Origin of the sequence: Candidatus Spongiisocius sp. (assembly GCF_965221825.1) — a bacterium.
Taxonomy (GTDB): Bacteria; Actinomycetota; Acidimicrobiia; order Spongiisociales; family Spongiisociaceae; genus Spongiisocius.
In genome coordinates this window covers 207,505-225,354 of sequence record NZ_OZ244917.1, presented here as the reverse complement: position 1 = coordinate 225,354, position 17,850 = coordinate 207,505, and the positions used below count along the sequence as shown (strand labels likewise).

The 17,850-nt window shown below is 67.0% G+C and carries 16 protein-coding genes; 2 read left to right on the top strand and 14 right to left on the bottom strand.

The genetic code is table 11. The features are described 5' to 3' along the window. On the bottom strand, window positions 1-2,070 hold the full coding sequence (locus ACOQPD_RS00990) for a BMP family lipoprotein (RefSeq protein WP_420613047.1): 2,070 nt from the start codon (window positions 2,068-2,070) through the stop codon (window positions 1-3). Window positions 2,071-2,214: 144 nt separating this feature from the next. After that, complete coding sequence (locus ACOQPD_RS00985; RefSeq protein WP_420613046.1) at window positions 2,215-4,707, bottom strand: ATP-dependent Clp protease ATP-binding subunit; 2,493 nt, start codon at window positions 4,705-4,707, stop codon at window positions 2,215-2,217. 166 nt (window positions 4,708-4,873) lie between these two features. Between ACOQPD_RS00985 and ACOQPD_RS00980 the strand changes: the two genes are divergently transcribed. Next, window positions 4,874-5,875, top strand: a complete 1,002-nt coding sequence (locus ACOQPD_RS00980) for a polyprenyl synthetase family protein (RefSeq protein WP_420613045.1) — start codon at window positions 4,874-4,876, stop codon at window positions 5,873-5,875. A 59-nt stretch (window positions 5,876-5,934) separates the two neighbouring features. Here the strand turns inward: ACOQPD_RS00980 and lysS are convergent, their stop codons facing one another. From lysS to ACOQPD_RS00935, 9 genes are all read right to left on the bottom strand, one after another. Next, window positions 5,935-7,455, bottom strand: a complete 1,521-nt coding sequence (lysS, locus tag ACOQPD_RS00975; protein WP_420613044.1) for a lysine--tRNA ligase — start codon at window positions 7,453-7,455, stop codon at window positions 5,935-5,937. Window positions 7,456-7,534: 79 nt separating this feature from the next. Then, entirely contained in the window at window positions 7,535-8,335 is an 801-nt protein-coding gene (locus tag ACOQPD_RS00970; RefSeq protein ID WP_420613043.1) for a type III pantothenate kinase, read from the bottom strand. Window positions 8,336-8,357: 22 nt separating this feature from the next. After that, complete coding sequence (gene panC / locus ACOQPD_RS00965) at window positions 8,358-9,230, bottom strand: pantoate--beta-alanine ligase (protein ID WP_420613042.1); 873 nt, start codon at window positions 9,228-9,230, stop codon at window positions 8,358-8,360. Window positions 9,231-9,244: 14 nt separating this feature from the next. Further along, complete coding sequence (locus ACOQPD_RS00960) at window positions 9,245-10,120, bottom strand: Rossmann-like and DUF2520 domain-containing protein (protein WP_420613041.1); 876 nt, start codon at window positions 10,118-10,120, stop codon at window positions 9,245-9,247. Window positions 10,121-10,432: 312 nt separating this feature from the next. Beyond that, window positions 10,433-11,227 (bottom strand): thymidylate synthase, encoded by a 795-nt coding sequence (locus ACOQPD_RS00955; RefSeq protein WP_420613040.1) that lies wholly within the window; start codon window positions 11,225-11,227, stop codon window positions 10,433-10,435. Window positions 11,228-11,338: 111 nt separating this feature from the next. Beyond that, window positions 11,339-12,076: a maleylpyruvate isomerase family mycothiol-dependent enzyme gene (locus tag ACOQPD_RS00950; RefSeq protein WP_420613039.1), complete on the bottom strand. Its 738-nt coding sequence runs from the start codon at window positions 12,074-12,076 to the stop codon at window positions 11,339-11,341. A 3-nt stretch (window positions 12,077-12,079) separates the two neighbouring features. After that, window positions 12,080-12,295 (bottom strand): hypothetical protein, encoded by a 216-nt coding sequence (locus ACOQPD_RS00945; RefSeq protein WP_420613038.1) that lies wholly within the window; start codon window positions 12,293-12,295, stop codon window positions 12,080-12,082. A gap of 104 nt (window positions 12,296-12,399) precedes the next feature. Continuing rightward, window positions 12,400-13,506 (bottom strand): Fic family protein, encoded by a 1,107-nt coding sequence (locus ACOQPD_RS00940; RefSeq protein ID WP_420613037.1) that lies wholly within the window; start codon window positions 13,504-13,506, stop codon window positions 12,400-12,402. A gap of 72 nt (window positions 13,507-13,578) precedes the next feature. Continuing rightward, entirely contained in the window at window positions 13,579-14,730 is a 1,152-nt protein-coding gene (locus tag ACOQPD_RS00935; protein WP_420613036.1) for an AI-2E family transporter, read from the bottom strand. A gap of 114 nt (window positions 14,731-14,844) precedes the next feature. Here ACOQPD_RS00935 and ACOQPD_RS00930 point away from each other — a divergent pair, with 114 nt between their 5' ends. Beyond that, window positions 14,845-16,806, top strand: coding sequence for an AMP-binding protein (locus tag ACOQPD_RS00930; protein WP_420613035.1), 1,962 nt, complete (start codon window positions 14,845-14,847; stop codon window positions 16,804-16,806). Between the two features lie 66 nt (window positions 16,807-16,872). On the opposite strand, the gene ACOQPD_RS00925 is transcribed toward ACOQPD_RS00930, so the two are convergent. The 3 genes from ACOQPD_RS00925 to ACOQPD_RS00915 are packed head-to-tail and all read right to left on the bottom strand — an operon-like array spanning window position 16,873 to window position 17,791. Continuing rightward, entirely contained in the window at window positions 16,873-17,196 is a 324-nt protein-coding gene (locus tag ACOQPD_RS00925; RefSeq protein WP_420613034.1) for a c-type cytochrome, read from the bottom strand. A gap of 5 nt (window positions 17,197-17,201) precedes the next feature. Beyond that, window positions 17,202-17,564 (bottom strand): helix-turn-helix domain-containing protein, encoded by a 363-nt coding sequence (locus tag ACOQPD_RS00920; RefSeq protein ID WP_420613033.1) that lies wholly within the window; start codon window positions 17,562-17,564, stop codon window positions 17,202-17,204. Further along, window positions 17,561-17,791: a thiamine-binding protein gene (locus tag ACOQPD_RS00915; RefSeq protein WP_420613032.1), complete on the bottom strand. Its 231-nt coding sequence runs from the start codon at window positions 17,789-17,791 to the stop codon at window positions 17,561-17,563. The genes ACOQPD_RS00920 and ACOQPD_RS00915 overlap by 4 nt, the downstream gene beginning before the upstream one ends. Window positions 17,792-17,850: the final 59 nt, after the last annotated feature.

The window sequence follows — 17,850 nt, the reverse complement described above, 5'->3', positions numbered from 1 at the left end:
TCAACCCCCGTAGTCGGCAGGGTCGCGGCTCACCACGATCTCGCCGGAAACGATCTGCTCCTTGAAGGCGTCGAGTTGGGCCGCTATGTCGTCCACATGACCACCGGAGGTCGAGTAGCCGACCCCGTCCACCGACAGGTCGAACACCTGCGGACCGGGAGCGAACGTGCCCGCCTGGACCGCCTGGATGGTGTTGAACACCGCCACGTCCACCCGCTTGAGCATCGACGTGAGGATGTAGGGCTGGAACTCCGCACCCGCGGTGAGGTACTGGTCGGAGTCCACGCCGATCGCCCACACGTGCGTGTCGTTGGCCTCGGAATAGTCCTTGGCGGCCTGGAACAGACCACCACCGGTACCTCCCGCCGCGTGATAGATCACGTCGGCGCCCTCCTCGAACATCGACTGCGCGATCACCCGCCCCGCAGCCGGATCGTTGAAACCGGCGAAATCGGGCGGCTCGGTCACGTACTGGGAGATGACCTGGATCGACGGATCCACCGCCTGGACGCCTGCCAGGAAGCCGGCCTCGAAGGCATGGATGAGCGGGATGTTGACCCCACCGATGTAGCCGACGATTCCGGTCTGCGTCTTGAGGGCCGCTGCCACGCCCACCAGGAAGGAGCCCTGCTCCTCCGAGAAGATGAGACCTGCCACGTTCGGGGCGTCCACCACCGAGTCCACGATCGCAAAGCTTGTGTCCGGGAACTCGGCGGCGACGTTGGCCATCGGATCACCGAACAGGAACCCGACCCCGATCACCAGATCCGACCCCTCCGACGCCTGCAGGGCCAGCAACTCCTCACGGTTGGTCCCGTCCTCGTTGGCCGACGCCTCGGAGTTCTGTGTTCCCAATTCCGCGGCGGCCTTGTCGAGGCCCGCCGCTGCGGCGTCGTTGAACGACTGATCACCCCGACCACCGATGTCGTACACCAGACCGATGTTGACCGGCTCGCCTGCCGCGGGCGGTGGCGGAGGCGCCACGCCCAGGTCGGACGGGTCGCGGCTCACCACGATCTCGCCGGATACGATCCGTCCCTTCCAGTTGTCGAGCTGGCCGGCGATGTCGTCCACGTAGCCGCCGGAGGTGGAGTAGCCGACCCCGTCCACCGACAGGTCGAACACCTGCGGACCGGGAGCGAACGTGCCCGCCTGGACCGCCTGGATGGTGTTGAACACCGCCACGTCCACCCGCTTGAGCATCGATGTCAGGATGTAGGGCTGGAACTCCGCACCCGCGGTGAGGTACTGGTCGGAGTCCACGCCGATCGCCCACACATGGGTGTTATTGGCCTCCGAGTAGTCCTTGGCGGCCTGGAACAGGCCACCACCCGTACCTCCCGCCGCGTGATAGATCACGTCGGCGCCCTGCTCGAACATCGACTGCGCGATCACCCGGCCCGCCGCCGGATCGTTGAAACCACCGAAGTCAGGCGGCTCGGTCACGTACTGGGAAATAACCTGGATAGAGGGGTCGATGGCTTGCACCCCGGCGAGGAAGCCGGCCTCGAATGCGTGGATCAACGGGATGTTCACCCCACCTATGTAACCGACGGTACCGGTCTGCGTCTTGAGAGCCGCCGCCACGCCCACCAGGAACGAACCCTGCTCCTCAGAGAAGATCAGCCCCGCCACGTTCGGGGCCTCCACCACCGAGTCAACTATCGCGAAATTCGTGTCGGGGTACTCGGCAGCAACGTTGGCCATCGGTTCGCCGAACAGGAAGCCGACCCCGATCACCAGATCCGATCCCTCAGACGCCTGCAGGTCCAGCAGCTCCTCGCGGTTGGTCCCGTCCTCGTTGGCCGAAGCCTCCGAAGTAGCGACCCCCAACTCGGCCACTGCCTTGTCGAGGCCCGCCGCCGCCGCATCGTTGAACGACTGATCACCGCGACCACCGATGTCATACACCAGACCGATGCTGATGGGCTCACCGGCCGCTGCCTGGGTGGTTGCGGAGGTGTCGGAGGTCGCCTGGGCTGTGGTCGCGGGCGTCTCATCGCCACCGCAAGCCGCCGCGAGCAGCCCGAAAGCCGCCAGCACGATCAACAGCCTGGTCTTAACGCGCATGATGGTGGATCCTTTACTTCTGGCCCTGATGTACAGGGACGGGTGGGGTGAACATTCTACGCCGGGTGGTTCGGCACCGCTAATGGCGGTGCCGGAAGAAGCGATGGCACGCGCCGGTTGCGCCATCGGTGAGATCGAGTCCCGTCAGGAGCCCGAGTCGACCAGGTCCAAGGGGGGACTGTCGGGAGTGTCAACCATCTCGAAGATGAGCATGCCGCCGTCGGGATCTGCATCGACGACGATGGTGGTGCCGGGCGGGTAGTCGCCCATTAACACCTGCTCGGCCAGCGGATCCTCCAGGTACCGCTGGATGGCCCGGCGCAAGGGGCGGGCGCCCAGTTCCCGGTCGTAGCCCACGGAGACCAGGAAGGTCTTGGCAGCGTCGCTGAGCACCAGGTCGAGGGATTGGGTGGCCAGTTGCTCCCGATCCCGTACCAGCATCAGATCCACGATCTGCTTGACCTCGTTCCCGGTGAGCTGGTGGAAGACGATCACCTCGTCGATCCGGTTGAGGAACTCGGGCCGGAAGTGCTTCTTCAGGTTGTCGGTCAGCCTCTCCTTCATCTTCTCGTAGGTGACCTCGTCGCTCTCCTGCTGGAATCCGACCGACCTCTTGCGCAACGACTCGGACCCGAGATTGGAGGTCATGATGATCACGGTGTTCTTGAAGTCCACCGCCCGACCTTGAGCATCGGTCAGGCGACCGTCCTCCAGGATCTGGAGAAGGGTGTTGAAGACGTCGGAATGCGCCTTCTCGATCTCGTCGAAGAGGACCACGGAGAAGGGCTTGCGGCGCACCGCCTCGGTGAGCTGACCGCCCTCGTCATAGCCCACGTAACCGGGAGGCGATCCGACCAGGCGGCTTACCGTGTGCTTCTCCATGTACTCGGACATGTCGAGCTGGATGAGAGAATCCTCGTCGCCGAACAGGAATTCCGCCAGCGCCTTGGCGGTCTCGGTCTTCCCCACCCCTGACGGCCCGAGGAATATGAACGAGCCACTCGGCCGCTTCGGGTCCTTCAGACCCGCCCTCGTACGGCGGATGGCACGGCTCACCGCCGATATCCCGTCGTGCTGCCCGATGATCCGCTTGTGGAGTTCCTCCTCCATGTGGACCAACCGGGCGGTCTCCTCCTCCGTGAGCCGGTGGACCGGGATGCCGGTCCATTGCGCGAGGACGTCGGCGATCTCGTCCTCGTCGATCAGCGTGTCGTCCACCACGGTGGAGGACTCGGCCGACTCGGCCTTGTACCGGGCCCGGTCGGAGATCAGCGCCCGTTCCTGGTCGCGGAGCTGAGCCGCCCGTTCGAACTGCTGCGCCGAGACCGCCTCCATCTTGTCATGGCGAACCGCGCTCAACTGGTCGTCGATCTGGCGGATCTGGGCGCTCGAGGAACTGCGGAATATCCGGTTGCGGCTACCCGCCTCGTCGATCAGGTCGATGGCCTTGTCGGGGAGGAAGCGATCGGAGATGTACCGGTCGGCAAGGGTGGCGGCCATCTTCAGCGCGCTATCCGTGAAACGCACCGAGTGATGCGCCTCGTACCGGTCCTTGAGCCCATGCAGGATCTGAACCGTTTCGGCGACGGTGGGCTCGTCCACATGGATGGGCTGGAACCGGCGCTCCAGCGCAGAGTCCTTCTCCAGGTACTTGCGGTACTCCTCCAGGGTGGTCGCCCCGACGGTCTGCAATTCTCCCCGGGCCAGCATGGGTTTCAGGATGCTGGCGGCGTCGATGGCGCCCTCCGCCGCCCCCGCGCCCACCAGCGTGTGGATCTCGTCGATGAAGAGGACGATGTCTCCCCGGTTCTTGATCTCTTTCAGGACCTTCTTCAGACGCTCCTCAAAGTCGCCGCGATAACGGGAACCGGCCACCAGGGCGCCCAGGTCGAGGGTGTAGATCTGCTTGGTATTGAGGGTGTCGGGGACCTCGCCCGCCACGATCCGCTGGGCCAAGCCCTCCACGATCGCCGTCTTGCCCACGCCCGGCTCGCCGATCAGCACCGGATTGTTCTTGGAGCGGCGGGAGAGGATCTGCATGACCCGTTCGATCTCGGGGTAGCGGCCGATCACCGGATCGAGCGCATGGTCACGAGCCATCTGGGTGAGGTTGCGTCCGAATTGGTCGAGCACGGTGGAACCCGATTGGGACGAGCCTTTGCCCGAGGGAGCGGTGCCGGCACGGGCCGGCTCGTCTCCCGAGCCGCCGGAGAGGAGCTGGATGATCGTGTGCCGCACCCTGGGCAGGTCAGCGCCCAACTTCTCCAGCACCTGGGCGGCAACGCCGTCCCCCTCCCGGATCAGGCCGAGGAGGATGTGCTCGGTACCGATGTAGTTGTGCCCGAGCTGCAAGGCCTCACGCAGGCTCAACTCCAGGACTTTCTTCGCCCGGGGCGTGAACGGGATGTGGCCGGCCGGCGACTGGTGTCCCTGCCCGATGGTCTCCACCACCTGGCTACGCACGGAGTCCAGCCGGATGCCGAGGTTCAACAGACCTCGGGCGGCGACCCCTTCGCCTTCGTGGATGAGACCGAGCAGGATGTGCTCGGTACCGATGTAGTTGTGGTTGAGAAGCCGCGCTTCTTCCTGCGCCAGGACCACCACTCTGCGGGCCCGGTCGGTGAAGCGTTCGAACACTGGCGGTCAACCTCCGACTTCGGCGGCTCTGGCTACCAGGATACAAGCTTAGAAGTGCTCGTCCTGGTAACCGGCGACTATAACGCAAGGCTAGGACAACGCGATGGTGGACGGCGGCGTCTTCCGCTTACCATACGGCGCTCCACTGCGGCGGCGAACGGATGCCATGTCCACCGACACCATCAGGGACCTGATCGAGATTCCCGGGATCTGGGAGCGAATGGAGCGCGTCGAGGAACGGCTGCTCGATGCGTCCCGGGCCGATGACGACTTTCTCACCGAGATCGCCCAACACCTCCTGCTCGCGGGAGGCAAGCGATACCGGCCGGTCCTCACGCAGTTGGCCGGCGAGTTCGGGCCTACCCGCGACCGCCGGCTGATCGAGGCCGGCGCGGCGGTGGAACTCATCCATATCGGATCTATGTACCACGATGATGTGATCGACGGCGCCGACACCCGGCGCGGCACGGCGTCGGTCAACACCAGGTGGGGTAACTCGCTCGCCATACTGGCCGGCGACTTCCTGATCGCCCGCGCATCGGAGATCGCTGCCACCTACCTGGGCATGGCATCGGTCGAGCTCCTGGCGCACACCTACCGGGACCTGGTGACCGGCCAAGCCCTGGAGCTCCGGCTGACCGGTGACGTCGGCCACGGGCCCGCCGACCATTACCGGGTGATCGCGGGCAAGACCGCCAGCCTCATCAGGACTTCGGCGCGGCTGGGTGCGCTGGCCGCCGACGCCGCGGCCGGGACGGTCGAGGCCGTGTCCACCGCCACCTGGGAGCTGGGGATGGTCTTCCAGCTGACCGACGACGCCCTCGACCTCGTCTCGACCGAGGAAGAACTGGGTAAGCCGGCCGGGAGCGACATCCGCCAGGGCGTATACACGCTTCCGGTTCTGTATGCGCTGGAGGGACCGGCCGGGAGTCGCATAAGGGGCCTTCTACGGGAAGAAGGGCCGGTCACCGGGGATGCGGTGGACAAGGTGATCGGACTGGTCCGGGAGGGCGGCTACGTGCAGCGGGTGCTCGACGAGTGTCGGCACCGGCTTGCCAGGGCCTCGGGCGCCACCGCCGCACTGCCCGACATCGAGGCCCGGAAGGTCCTGCGGCGCATGGGCGAGTTCCTCGTCGACCGGGTGGGATCCGTCGGGATTAGTTGCTAGTTGACAGTTGCTAGTTGTTGGTTGTTAGCAACTAGAGACTACAAACTAACAACTAGAAACTACTCCGGGCGCAGATGGGGGAACAGGACCACCTCGCGAAGATTCCGCTGGCCCGTCAAGAGCATCACCAGCCGATCGACGCCGATGCCGAGGCCTCCGGTGGGCGGCATGCCCAGTTCCAGCGCCTGCAGGAATCCCTCGTCCACCGGATGGGCGGTTTGGTCCCCGGCCGCGCGGGCTGCCGCCTGGGCCTCGAACCGGGCCCGCTGGTCGAGCGGGTCGTTGAGCTCCGTGAACGCGTCCACGTACTCGGCGCCGGCGATGTAGAGCTCGAAGCGTTCCACCAGGCCCTCGACCGAACGGTGGCGGCGGGCCAGCGGAGAGATGTCGATGGGATGGTCGATCACGAAGGTGGGCTCCCACAAATGCTGCTCGACGCGCTCGTCGAACACCTCTTCGACCAGCTTTCCGAATCCCCAATCCGGATCGGCTTCCAGGCCGGCGGCCCCGACCAGGGCTCGTAGCTCGCCAACGGGTGTGGACGGGGTAATGGCGGCGCCCAGCGCCTCGGACACCAGCTCGAGCATGGGTACCCGCCGGTAGGGAGGCCGGAGGTCGAGCGGGCGGTCCCGGTAGGCGAGCCGGGTGGCGCCGATCACGCGCTCCGCCACGGCCGGTATCACCTCCTCCATCAGGCGCATGATGTCGTGGTAGTCGGCCAGCGCCTGGTAGGCCTCGAGGGTGGTGAACTCGGGATTGTGACTAGCGTCGATTCCCTCGTTCCGGAAGACCCGACCCAGCTCGAACACCCGCTCCATGCCGCCGACGACCAGCCGCTTGAGGTGCAGCTCCGTGGCGATCCGCAAGTACATCGGCAGCCCGAGTGCGTTGTGGTAGGTCTCGAACGGGCGAGCCAACGCACCGCCCGCCTGAACCTGTAGCACCGGCGTCTCGACCTCAACGAAGCCGCGTTCCTCGAACTGGCGGCGCAACTCCGACACCACTCCGGCCCGCACCTGGGCAATGCGCCGGGCTTCAGGATTGACCAGCAGATCGAGCTCGCGGCGCCGGAACCGAACCTCGGTGTCCTTGAGTCCGTGCCACTTGGCCGGCAGGGGCCGCAAGCCCTTGGCAAGCAACGCGAAATCGGCCAGGTGAACGCTCAACTCGCCACGCCGGGTGGTCATCACCTCGCCCCGGGCCCAGATCCAGTCTCCCTGATCCAGGTCCGCGAAACCGGCCAGCCGGTCCCTACCAAGACCTCCGGCCTCCGCGAATAGCTGGATCCGTCCCGAATGGTCCTGGAGCACCCCGAAGATAAGCCGGCCGAGGCGCCGGGTGTTCATGAGACGCCCGGCCACCCGGACTTCTACGCCGGTCCTGGTGTCCGCCTCCAAGCCCTGGTACCGGTCGTGCAGGTCGGCGGCGGCGGCGTCCCGCTCGTATCCCAGGGGATACGGCTCGACGCCCTCGGCCCGCAACCGGGTGACCTTTTCGAGCCGGCGGGCGGTAAGTGGATGATCGGCGAGACCAGCCCCCTCGGGGACCTCGTTCTCAGGTGGTGTCTCGGGCCCTGCCATCGGTGGGGAAGGCTACTCGCCCCGGCCGATGGCCCCGATGATTGAGGCTCTCGGCCCGCCAAGCCGCGAATGTCCGGGGCTAGGGATTGCGCTCCCACACGATCCGGAGCCCCTCAAGGGTCAGGGTGGGGTCGACGGTGCTCACCAGCCGCGACAGCGGGACGATGACCGAGGCGATCCCGCCTGTGGCCACCGTGGCCACCGGACCGGTGCCTGCCTCCCCGACCTCCTCGAGGGTCCGGGCCAGTATTCCATCGACCAGACCGGCATAGCCGTACAGCAGCCCGCTCTGGATCGCCTCGACCGTGCCCCGACCCACTACAGACCTGGGCTCCACCAGATCGACCCGCCGTAGCGCGGCCGTCGCCGACACGAGCGCGTCCATCGACACCTCGAGCCCGGGAGCGATGGCGCCGCCGATGTAGGCGCCGCTCCCGTCCACCACGTCGAAGGTGGTGGCTGTCCCGAAGTCCACCACCACCACCGGCGCCCCGTAGCGCTCCCGCGCCGCCAGCGAGTTGACCACCCGGTCGGCCCCCACCTCCCGCGGATTGTCGATCTTGATGGCCATACCGGTCCGGATCCCCGGTCCCACCACGAGAACCCGCGACCCGACCAGCTTCTCCAGCGACGAGCGCAGAGCATTGGCCACCGGCGGAACCACCGACGACATGGCCGCCCCTTCGAAGTCACCGGCGCGGTAGCCGGCGGGGCCCAGCAAGCCCCGCAAGAGGATCGTGAACTCGTCCTCGGTTCGTTCGCGACCGCTCGAGAGACGCCATCGGGCGACTATCTCGGCGCCGTCGAACACGCCTATGACGGTCTGGGTGTTGCCGATGTCAATCGCCAGGAACACGGTCAGACCTTCCCGCCCGGCCACTCCGCGCCCGGATCAGTTGCGGTCATGCTCCCTCCGATCCGTAAATGAGGCTGGGATGCCCCAGCCTGACTCCGCGGTCCGCCGACCCGCCGCTCCCGTTGGCGACCAGACCCACGTTATCGATGATCCGGACCGGACCGAAGCGAGCCGCCGTCACCAGGACCGTCTCGCCCTCGGCGACGGCCGTCCGGGTCATCGTGGATGCCTGGCACAGCCGGGCGTACTCCAATGCCTCGTCCGGGACCGCACTCCGCACGGCGGCTTCCAGCACCTTCGCTCTCCGCTCGCCGTGGTCGAACCGGTCGGCCGCCCGCATCAGGCCCCGTGACAGGGCCAGAGCTTCGGCTCGGCGCTCTCCCAGCAGCACGTTGCGCGACGACAGGGCCAGGCCATCGGACTCCCTCACCAGGGAGCAACCCACCACCTCGACCGGAAATCCCAGGTCCTGGACGAGGCGGGTAATCACGGCCAGTTGCTGGGCATCCTTCCGCCCGAAGTAGGCCCGATGGGGCTGGAGTCCGGCCAGCAGCCTGGTCACCACGGTGGCGACCCCTGCCATATGACCGGGACGGAACTCCCCCTCCAACCGCTCTCCGATACCGGCCACCGCCACCCCGGTAAGGGGAGGGCTGGCAAACATCTCCTGCGGACGGGGAACGACCATCAGGTCCACGCCACACGCTTCGGCGAGAGCCAGGTCACGGTCCTGATCGGCCGGGTAGCGGTCCAGATCGGCGGGATCGTCGAACTGCAAGGGGTTCACGTAAAGCGTGGCGATGGTCTGATCGCACTCCGCCACCGAACGCTCCATCAGCGAGAGGTGGCCCTCGTGGAGAAAGCCCATGGTCGGCACGAGTCCCACCAAGCCGCCGGCCTGCGCCCTGGCCTCCGCCATGGTGGTTACGACCCTCAGGACGACCCCCCTCCCTCGGTGGCCGGACCCGGCGACGTCGAACCTCCCGGCGGCCGGCCGGCCTCCCGCAGGATCTTCTCCACCTCGACCCGCCCGGCCAGCTGGGCTGTCAGCCTGGTCAGAACCCGGAAGGCTTCCGATGCGGCCGGCGCGTGAAGGTCCACCGCCTCGATCTGGCGCCGGACGGTCCCGAGATCGCCTCGCGATATCGGCCCGGTCAGGGCCTCCCGGAATCCCAGGTCGAAGGCGTTGGCAACCGCCTGCTCCACCATGGGGCGGGCTGCCGCCGGATCGACTCCCGCCTCCCTGAACATGTACTCCGCCACGCAGAGCGCCGCCGAGACGTAGTTGGCGGCCACCCCGCCGGCCGCGTGGTACAGGGGCTTGCGATCATCCGGCACCCGGATCGGTCGGCAGCCGAGCGACCGGGCGAAGGAGTCCAACTCCGTGGCCCAATCCTCGGGGGCGGTAATCCCCACGTAGGCGCCCGGGAGGGCGCGCGATCCGGCCTGCCATCCGGCCAGCGTCTGCAAGGGATGAAAGCTACCGGTCGCCAGGCCGGCCTCGCGCAAAGGGTCCAGCACCCGGACCGATGTGAGACCCGAGAGATGGATGGCGCCGCGTACCCGAACCGCCAGCGGAGACAGGGTGGCGGCGACCTCGGGCAAGGCATCGTCGCGGACCGCCACGATCAACAAATCAGCCTCGGGCAACGGTTCTCCGATGAGCCGGAGCGGGACGCCGAGGCGGTCCGCCAGCACCTGGTTACGGGTACGGCGGCCGTACAGGCCCACCAACTCGTGACCGGCGGTTCGAGCGGCCACCGCCAGCGATCCACCGGCCCGCCCGGGGCCCACCACGACGATCCTCATACACGCTCCTGGTTGCGGTCCGGATGGTCCGGTACCGATCCGTGGTCCACATTAGGGCGTGTTCACGCTATGCGCGTTTTCGTTTGCTATCGCGGGTTCCGTGGTTGGTCTGTGGGGCGGCGGCGGGATATGGCGCCGCCAGCGGCGTCTGTGGCAAGGACTGCGGACGAAGGCGTACCCGCAGGGTACGTTGAGGAGGCAGGACGCAGCCAGAGGCGTCGATGGCGGTCCAGATCACGCCGCCCGCAACACAGACCGACCACGACAAACTAGAAGGGTGCCCGACAAGACGGGGAAATGCCGAACCGATCCTCAGACGGCCACCGGTGCGCGGATGGCCGGATGCGGGTCGTAGCCGCTGACCCGGATGTCCTCGTAGCGGTAGGAGAACAGGTTCTTACGGTCGGGAATGACCACCGAGGGGAGGGGCCTGGGTCGGCGCCGGAGCTGCAGATCGGCCTGCTCGACATGGTTCCTGTACAGGTGGACATCGCCGAAGGTATGGACGAACTCGCCCGGACGGAGGCCGGTGACTCTGGCCACCATCATCAGGAGCAGCGCGTAGGAGGCGATGTTGAAGGGCACACCCAGAAAGATGTCGGCGCTGCGCTGGTAGAGCTGGAGGCTCAGGCGACCATCGGTCACGTAGAACTGGAAAAGCACATGGCAGGGCGGGAGCGCCATCTCCGGCAGGTCGGACACGTTCCAGGCCGATACGATCAGCCGCCGGCAGTCGGGATCGGTCCGGATCCGGTCCACCACCTCGGCCAGCTGGTCGATGGTCCGGCCGTCGGCCCCGGTCCAGCTACGCCACTGCACGCCGTAGACGGGACCCAGGTCGCCGGTAGCCGGGTCGGCCCAGGCATTCCAGATGGACACCCCATTCTGCTGCAGGTACCGGACGTTGGAATCGCCGGCCAGGAACCACAGGAGCTCGTGGATCACCGAACGCAGATGGACCTTCTTGGTGGTGAGTAGCGGGAAGCCCTCGTCGAGGTCGAAGCGGAGCTGGCGTCCGAATAGGCTGTAGGTGCCGACGCCGGTACGGTCCTCCTTCAGGGTCCCCTCGTACCTGACCTCTTCCAGCAGCCTCAGATACTGCCGCATAGCCGACCGGCGCCGTAGGTAAGGAACACGGGCCAAAGTTAATCAGGCGCGCGGCCGTACCGTGGCATTAACCCCAAGTGATTTCACGAGCTGAGCCGGCGGCCCCAGCTATCAGAATGACGCCTCGCTCCAGTAGTCGAGCACGTCGCCCCGGCCTTCTATCCGGAGGTTTCTGGGCGGGATCCGGTTCCAGAGGTACAGGTAGAGATCAGAGGCCCGACCCGTCACCGCGCAATCAACCGGCCCCTCTCCCCCGGCATGGCCGGCCGAGTCGTCCGGTCCGAAGGAGACCGTCCAGTCCCGGCCCGCATCGGAGGCAACCACCTTGAGGGTCTTGACCTCGGGAGCCCTCGGACCACGGTCGGGACGGGAGATGAAGAACACCAGCAGTTCGTCGATCCCGTCCGCGGCGTGTTCCGCATCGAAGCCGGACACGGCGCCGGCGACCAACTCGGCGTCAACTCGGTGGATGGCCGTCTCGTGGGCCTGGCGGCGCGCCCAGAACGCCCTCGCCCGGGGCGCCTGCATGAAGGTCCAGCACTTGAGATCGTCGGGGGCGGACTCGAGAGCCGACACCAGCTGCCGGTGCCCGTCCCGGAACCAGTCCACCAGCCCGTCATCCGGAGGCCATCCGCCGGGTAGCACCACCTCGCGGCCGGGGGGTTCCGGCCTGGCGTCCCGGACCATGGCACCCGCCCATCGATGCACCCATCCCGTATGGCGCACCAGCTTGCGCACGTCCCACTCGGGGCAGGTGGGCACCTGATCGTCCGGGGACAGGCCCGCAGCCGCATCCGCCAAGCGACGGCCATCGTCCCGGAGCGAGTCGATCCAGGTGTCTACGTCCACCGGCTAGCCGCCCGCGAGCGGGATTCTCAGGACGAGGTGATCCTCCTCCACCGACCAGACCGCCCCTCCGACCAAGGCGAAGTCGGTGTAGTCGGTCTCGGCCTGCTCGACGAACGCCCTCCGGCCCTCGCCCGCTACGGGAGGCAGGGGACGCCGGCGCACGGCCTCGGCACGGTCCCGGAAACGTTCCAGCATCGCATCGATATCGAACTGTGCCACTGCCCTCCTCTCCCGGCTACCGGAAACAGTAGACGAGCGCGAACGTACCGCAATCCCGATCCCGCGGACCGGTCCGGCCCCGGACGATCACGGTGTCGGAGCGATCAGACCGGTCCGAAAGGTCCGGGTATGTGCGGTCGAGACCTCCGCGTGGTCCGCGCCTGCGACAGGAGACGCTCGGACGCCACGTAGTAGCGACCCCGCCGCTCCCCCACCGGTCGCAGCAACCCGAGGTCCACCAGTTTCTTGAGATCGGCCGATGCCACCCGGTCGCTCACGTCGGCGTAGGAGACGTGCCGGTGTCGCCGCACCCGGTATCCCTCCGCCGCGTCGTACAACGAACCCATGTTCCGCTCATCCAGGCCGGCCTCGACGCGCACCCTGTCGACGGTTGCCCAAACGCGGTCGGACTCCTCGATCCGCCACTCCATAAGGTGCGCCTGGTGATAGTGGGCGCGCAAGACGAACCGTATCCAGGGTCGGGTGTCACGGTCCGGCGCCCAACCGGTCCCTCCGACCTCGGCCAGCACCTGGTAATAGACCGGTGTGTTGAACCCGAGATACTCCTCGACGCTCGAGAACCGGGGATCCAGCGTGCGGTGGCGGCCCATCACCAGCGTGTGGAGAGCCCTCGCCATCCGGCCGTTCCCATCCTTGAAGGGATGGATCATCAGCAGGTTGAGGTGCGCCATTCCGGCCCGCACGATCAGGGGGCTCTCATCATCGGGATCGTTGAGCTGCTCGGCGAGCTCCCGCATCAGACCGGGCACCGTATGTCCTTCAGGACCCTCGTAGTCACCCACGAAGACGGGACCGGGCCGGAAGAGGCCGGGGAGCTTGTCTCGATCGTGTCGCATCATCATGTAGTGGATGCTGCGGATCAACCCGTCGCTGTAGGAGAAGTGAGGGTCGTCGCTGATCTGGATCACGTATCCCATCGCTTCCCGGTAGCCGATCAACGCCTCCCAGTCCGCGTCGGATGCCTCGAACCGCTCGGCCCTATCCACGGACGCCACCGCATCATCCCGGCTGACGTGGTGGCCTTCGATGCCGATCGAGGCGCGGTTGGAATCGGCCTCCAGAAACCTCCGTAGTAGGCCATCCCAGCGGCGCGGCTCGAACAGCTGATGGCGCAGGCGGCGGCGCACACCATCGATGGCGGCAATGACCCTGTTCTCCGTCTCGTCGAGTGCGGGTGCCTGAAACAACATTTCCGTTATTCCTTTTTATAGGGAAGATATACCTATAATAAAGGAAGAGACCGCCAATGGGTCAAGGAGATCTCAGGAGGAGGTTTCGCTGCCCGCTGTTTCTCCGGCGGGCAGCTCGGCGCCATCCGGGGGTTGCTCGGGAGACGCGCCGAGGTGCGCCTCGTCCACGTGGTGCTGCTCCACGTAGGTAGAGATGAACGCCTGGATGATCGCCGTTGCGGGAAGGGCCACCAGGGCACCGACGACCCCGAGCAGCGTGGTACCGACCAGCACCGATCCAAACGCCACCGCGGGATGGAGCGACATGGTGCGGGCGGTGATCCGTGGAGCCAGAAGTATGTTCTCGATCTGCTGGTAGACCACCAGGCCGATGACCACGACGACCGCGGTGACCGGACGGACGGTCAGAGCCACCAGCACGGGGACCAGCGCCGCCAGGTAGGTGCCGACAGCCGGAATGAACTGCGACACCACCCCCACCCACACCGCAAGCGCCAGGGGGTAGGGAACCCCCACTATCAGCAGGAATATGTAGGTGAATACCGCCGAGATCACGGCCAGAAGGGCCCGGGAGTAGACGTATCCGCCGGTCTTGCGGATGGCGATCACCCAGATGCGGCTCACCTCGGCCTGCCGCTCTGGACGCACGAGGGACAACACCCGCCTGCGAAAACGAGGGCCGTCCGCCAGCAGGTAGAAGGTGAACAGCGCCATCGTGAACAGCTGGAGCAACAGGTTGACGGCCTGGGCGCCCACACCTAACACGCCGGTCGCCACGGACGCGGCGTAGGTCTGGAACGAGCCCTGGAGATCGAGCATCCCGGCCGACACGTTGGAGAGGTTCAGGTCGAGACCGAACCGGTCGTTCAGGAAGTCGCTCAGGTCGGTCAACCAGCCGGGGACGTTGGATATCAGGGAGGCGACCTCCACCACCATGGGCGGGAAGGTGACCGCCGCAAACACGACGCCGAATACAAACGCCACGGCAAACACCACGCTGGTCGCCAATCCCCGGCGCAATCCCCTCCTGGCCAGGAAGTCGACACCCGGCTCCAATGCGAAGGAGGCGAAGAGCGAGAGCAGCACCGCCAGGAGAAAACTCCGCAACCGGATGACCGACCACACCAGTAGGTAGGTGGCGAGGAAGGCCAGCACGACCATGACGATGACCCGCGGTATCCACGGGGGCATGCCGTCGCGTTGCCGGGTGGCAGTGTTGTCCATGCCGGGAGCCTACAGCGGGGTACCGGTTCGCTTACGAGCCCGGGGCCCGGTGGATGTTGCCCGCCGATAGAGTAGGCCGCCGCCAGGATCGAACCGAGAACGGGAAGGCTGCGAATGGACAGGCAACCGATCGTCTGGAAGGCCTCCGAGGAGGACGTGGCCCGCTCGCGCACCGCCGATTTCATGGCTCACCACGGGATCGGCTCCTACCAGGACCTGGTCGGGCTCTCCATAGCCGACCTGGAATGGTTCTGGGAGGCTGCCATCGATTTCCTGGGCATCCCCTTCTCGAAGCCCTATCACACCCTGGTGGACACGAGCGACGGGATCCAGTTTCCCCGGTGGTTCTCGGGCGCGGAGATCAACCTCTCGGAGGTGTGCGTCGATCGCTGGGCGGCGCAGGATCCCGGGCGGACGGCGCTGGTGGCGGAGGGAGAGGACGGCACCGGCCGGAGCTACAGCTTCGGCGAGTTGCTGGACATGGTGGAACGGGCGGCAGGCGCCCTGACCGAGGCCGGCGCAACCAAGGGCGACACGGTGGCTGTCTACCTTCCGATGACCACCGAGGCCGTGGTCTCGATGCTGGCGGCCGCCCGGATCGGCGCCATATACGTGCCGATCTTCTCCGGATTCGGCACTGAGGCGGTCGCGTCCCGGCTCGAAGCCTCGCAACCCGCGGTGGTGGTGACCGCTGACGGATACACCCGCCGGGCTGGTCCCGTCAGTATGAAGGAAACGGCCGACCGGGCAATCGACGCCGCGGGCGTCGACCCCAACGTGATCGTGGTCTCGAACCTGGGACGACCCGACACACCCTGGACAGCCGGACGGGACCGCTGGTGGGAGGAGTCGCTCGAGGCCGCCGCACCCATGGGAGCGGTCGCTACGGGCAGCGAGGACCCGGTTCTGCTGGCCTACACCTCGGGTACCACCGGGAAGCCCAAAGGGGTGGTCCACGTCCACGGCGGCCTGGCCGTCAAGCTGGCGGTCGAGGGCGCCTTCCAGTTCGAGATTGCGCCCAGCGACCGGGTGATGTGGATGACCGACATGGGATGGATCATGGGACCGTGGATGGTGGTGGCCGGCCTGGCTAACGGCGCCTCCCTCGGCTGCTACGACGGCGCCCCCGACTACCCGACGCCGGGGCGTACCTGGCAGCTGGTCGAGTCTCTGGGCATCACGGTCCTGGGTATCTCCCCCACCCTGATCCGCGCCCTCCAGCCCCACGGCGCCCACCACGCCGCCGCGTGCGACCTGTCCACCCTTCGGGCCATCGGATCGACCGGCGAGCCGTGGAATCCGGACCCGTGGTGGTGGCTGTTCCGGGAGGTCGGCAGCGAGCGCATTCCGATCATCAACATCTCGGGCGGAACCGAAGTGGGTGCCTGCCTGCTGTCGGTCAACATCCTGCAAGGCATCAAGCCGACCTCTCTGGGCGGTCCGGCCCTCGGCATGGCAATAGACGTGTACGACCAGGAAGGAAGGTCCCTGCGGGGCGAGGTCGGCGAGCTGGTGTGCTCCAAGGCGTGGCCAGGCATGACCCGTGGCTTCTGGGGCGGGGACGACCGGTACCTCGACACCTACTGGAACCGCTGGCCGGGCATCTGGGTACACGGCGACTGGGCATCGGTCGACGAGGACGGCTTCTGGTACCTGCACGGACGTTCCGACGACACCCTCAGCATCGCCGGCAAGCGGATAGGCCCGGCAGAGATCGAATCGGCCGTGGTGGCCCATCCCGGCGTGGTGATGGCGGCGGCGATCGGCGTTCCGCATCCGGTCAAGGGTGAGGCCATCGCGGTGTACGCGGTGCCGACGGCCGGGACCGACCGGAGCCCGGAGCTGATCGAAGCCCTCTCAGGACAGGTCGTGGATCACCTGGGCAAGGCCTTCCGGCCACTGGCGATCGAACTGGTCGACGACCTACCCCGGACGAGGTCGGCCAAGATCATGCGCCGGGTGGTGCGCGCCCGGGCCCTCGATCAGGAGCCCGGCGACCTGACCAGCCTCGAGAACCCGGCCGCCGTGGACGCCATCAACCGGCTCGAAGCGCTGGCCGATCTCCGGAGCGCCTGACGCCGGCGGCCCGGGGCGCGTACGCCAACTCGGAGGGAAACCCCGTCACCTGATCCGGAAACCGGATCATCTGCCCTGCTGTCGCATGATGTAGCGCGCCACCCGGAGGATCTGGTCGTCCGAAAGGGTGCGGCGGAAGGCAGGCATCCTCCCGATCCCGGCGTAGATCGACTGCACCAGGTAGGACTCAGGCTTGTCTATCGAACGGGCGCCCTCGCCTACGAGCGCCACGCCGGTGCCGCCCCGCAGGTCCGAACCGTGGCAGCGCGCACACATCTGGACGTAGATCTCCGCCCCGGTGGCGTCCTCGGGCAGGTCCGGACCGCCGCACGCCGCCATCACCAACGCCAGCAAGGCAACGGCCCCCGCTCTGACGATGCGCGTCCTCACCGCGCCTACTCGCCCCGGATCGAGTTGAGGTAGTTGTAGATGGTGATGCGGCTCACGCCCATCAGGTCGGCCACCTCGTTGATCGAGCGGCGGAGCCGGAAAGCCCCGCGCTCATCCAGGAGCCGCACCGCGACCTGCTTCTGGACCCGGCCCAACTCGGCCAGCCTGCCGCCCAACTCCCCCTCCACCTGGGTGACCAGGTGGTCCAAGGCGTCATGGAGGGTAAGCACGCGTACCGCCGCCACCAACTCCCCCTCCCACTCGAGGAGGATGCAGTCACCCTCGGCCCCGGTCGGATCGATGATCTCGGCCCCCATCGCCTCGACCAGGGGTCTCACCGCCTCCAGCAGGGGATGGTCCTCCCTCATGGAGTGACCGTCATGGTGACCGCCACCCGGGTGGCGCCGGCCTCCATCGCCGCCCGGATGCCTGCAGCCGCCCTGTCCAGCACCACGTCAAGGTCGCCCTCGACAGAGGTTCCGAACGGGCCTATCTCGGGCGACAACGGCGCGAGCGCATTGATGGCCGCCTGAACATGCGGGCCTTGCCGACCTTCGGTGAACGGCTCCACGGTGAATTCGGCGCGGGCGAGCACTTCTCACACTCCTTGATCCGGGCGCCACGAGGTTATACAGGTCACATATGTTGCCGCAG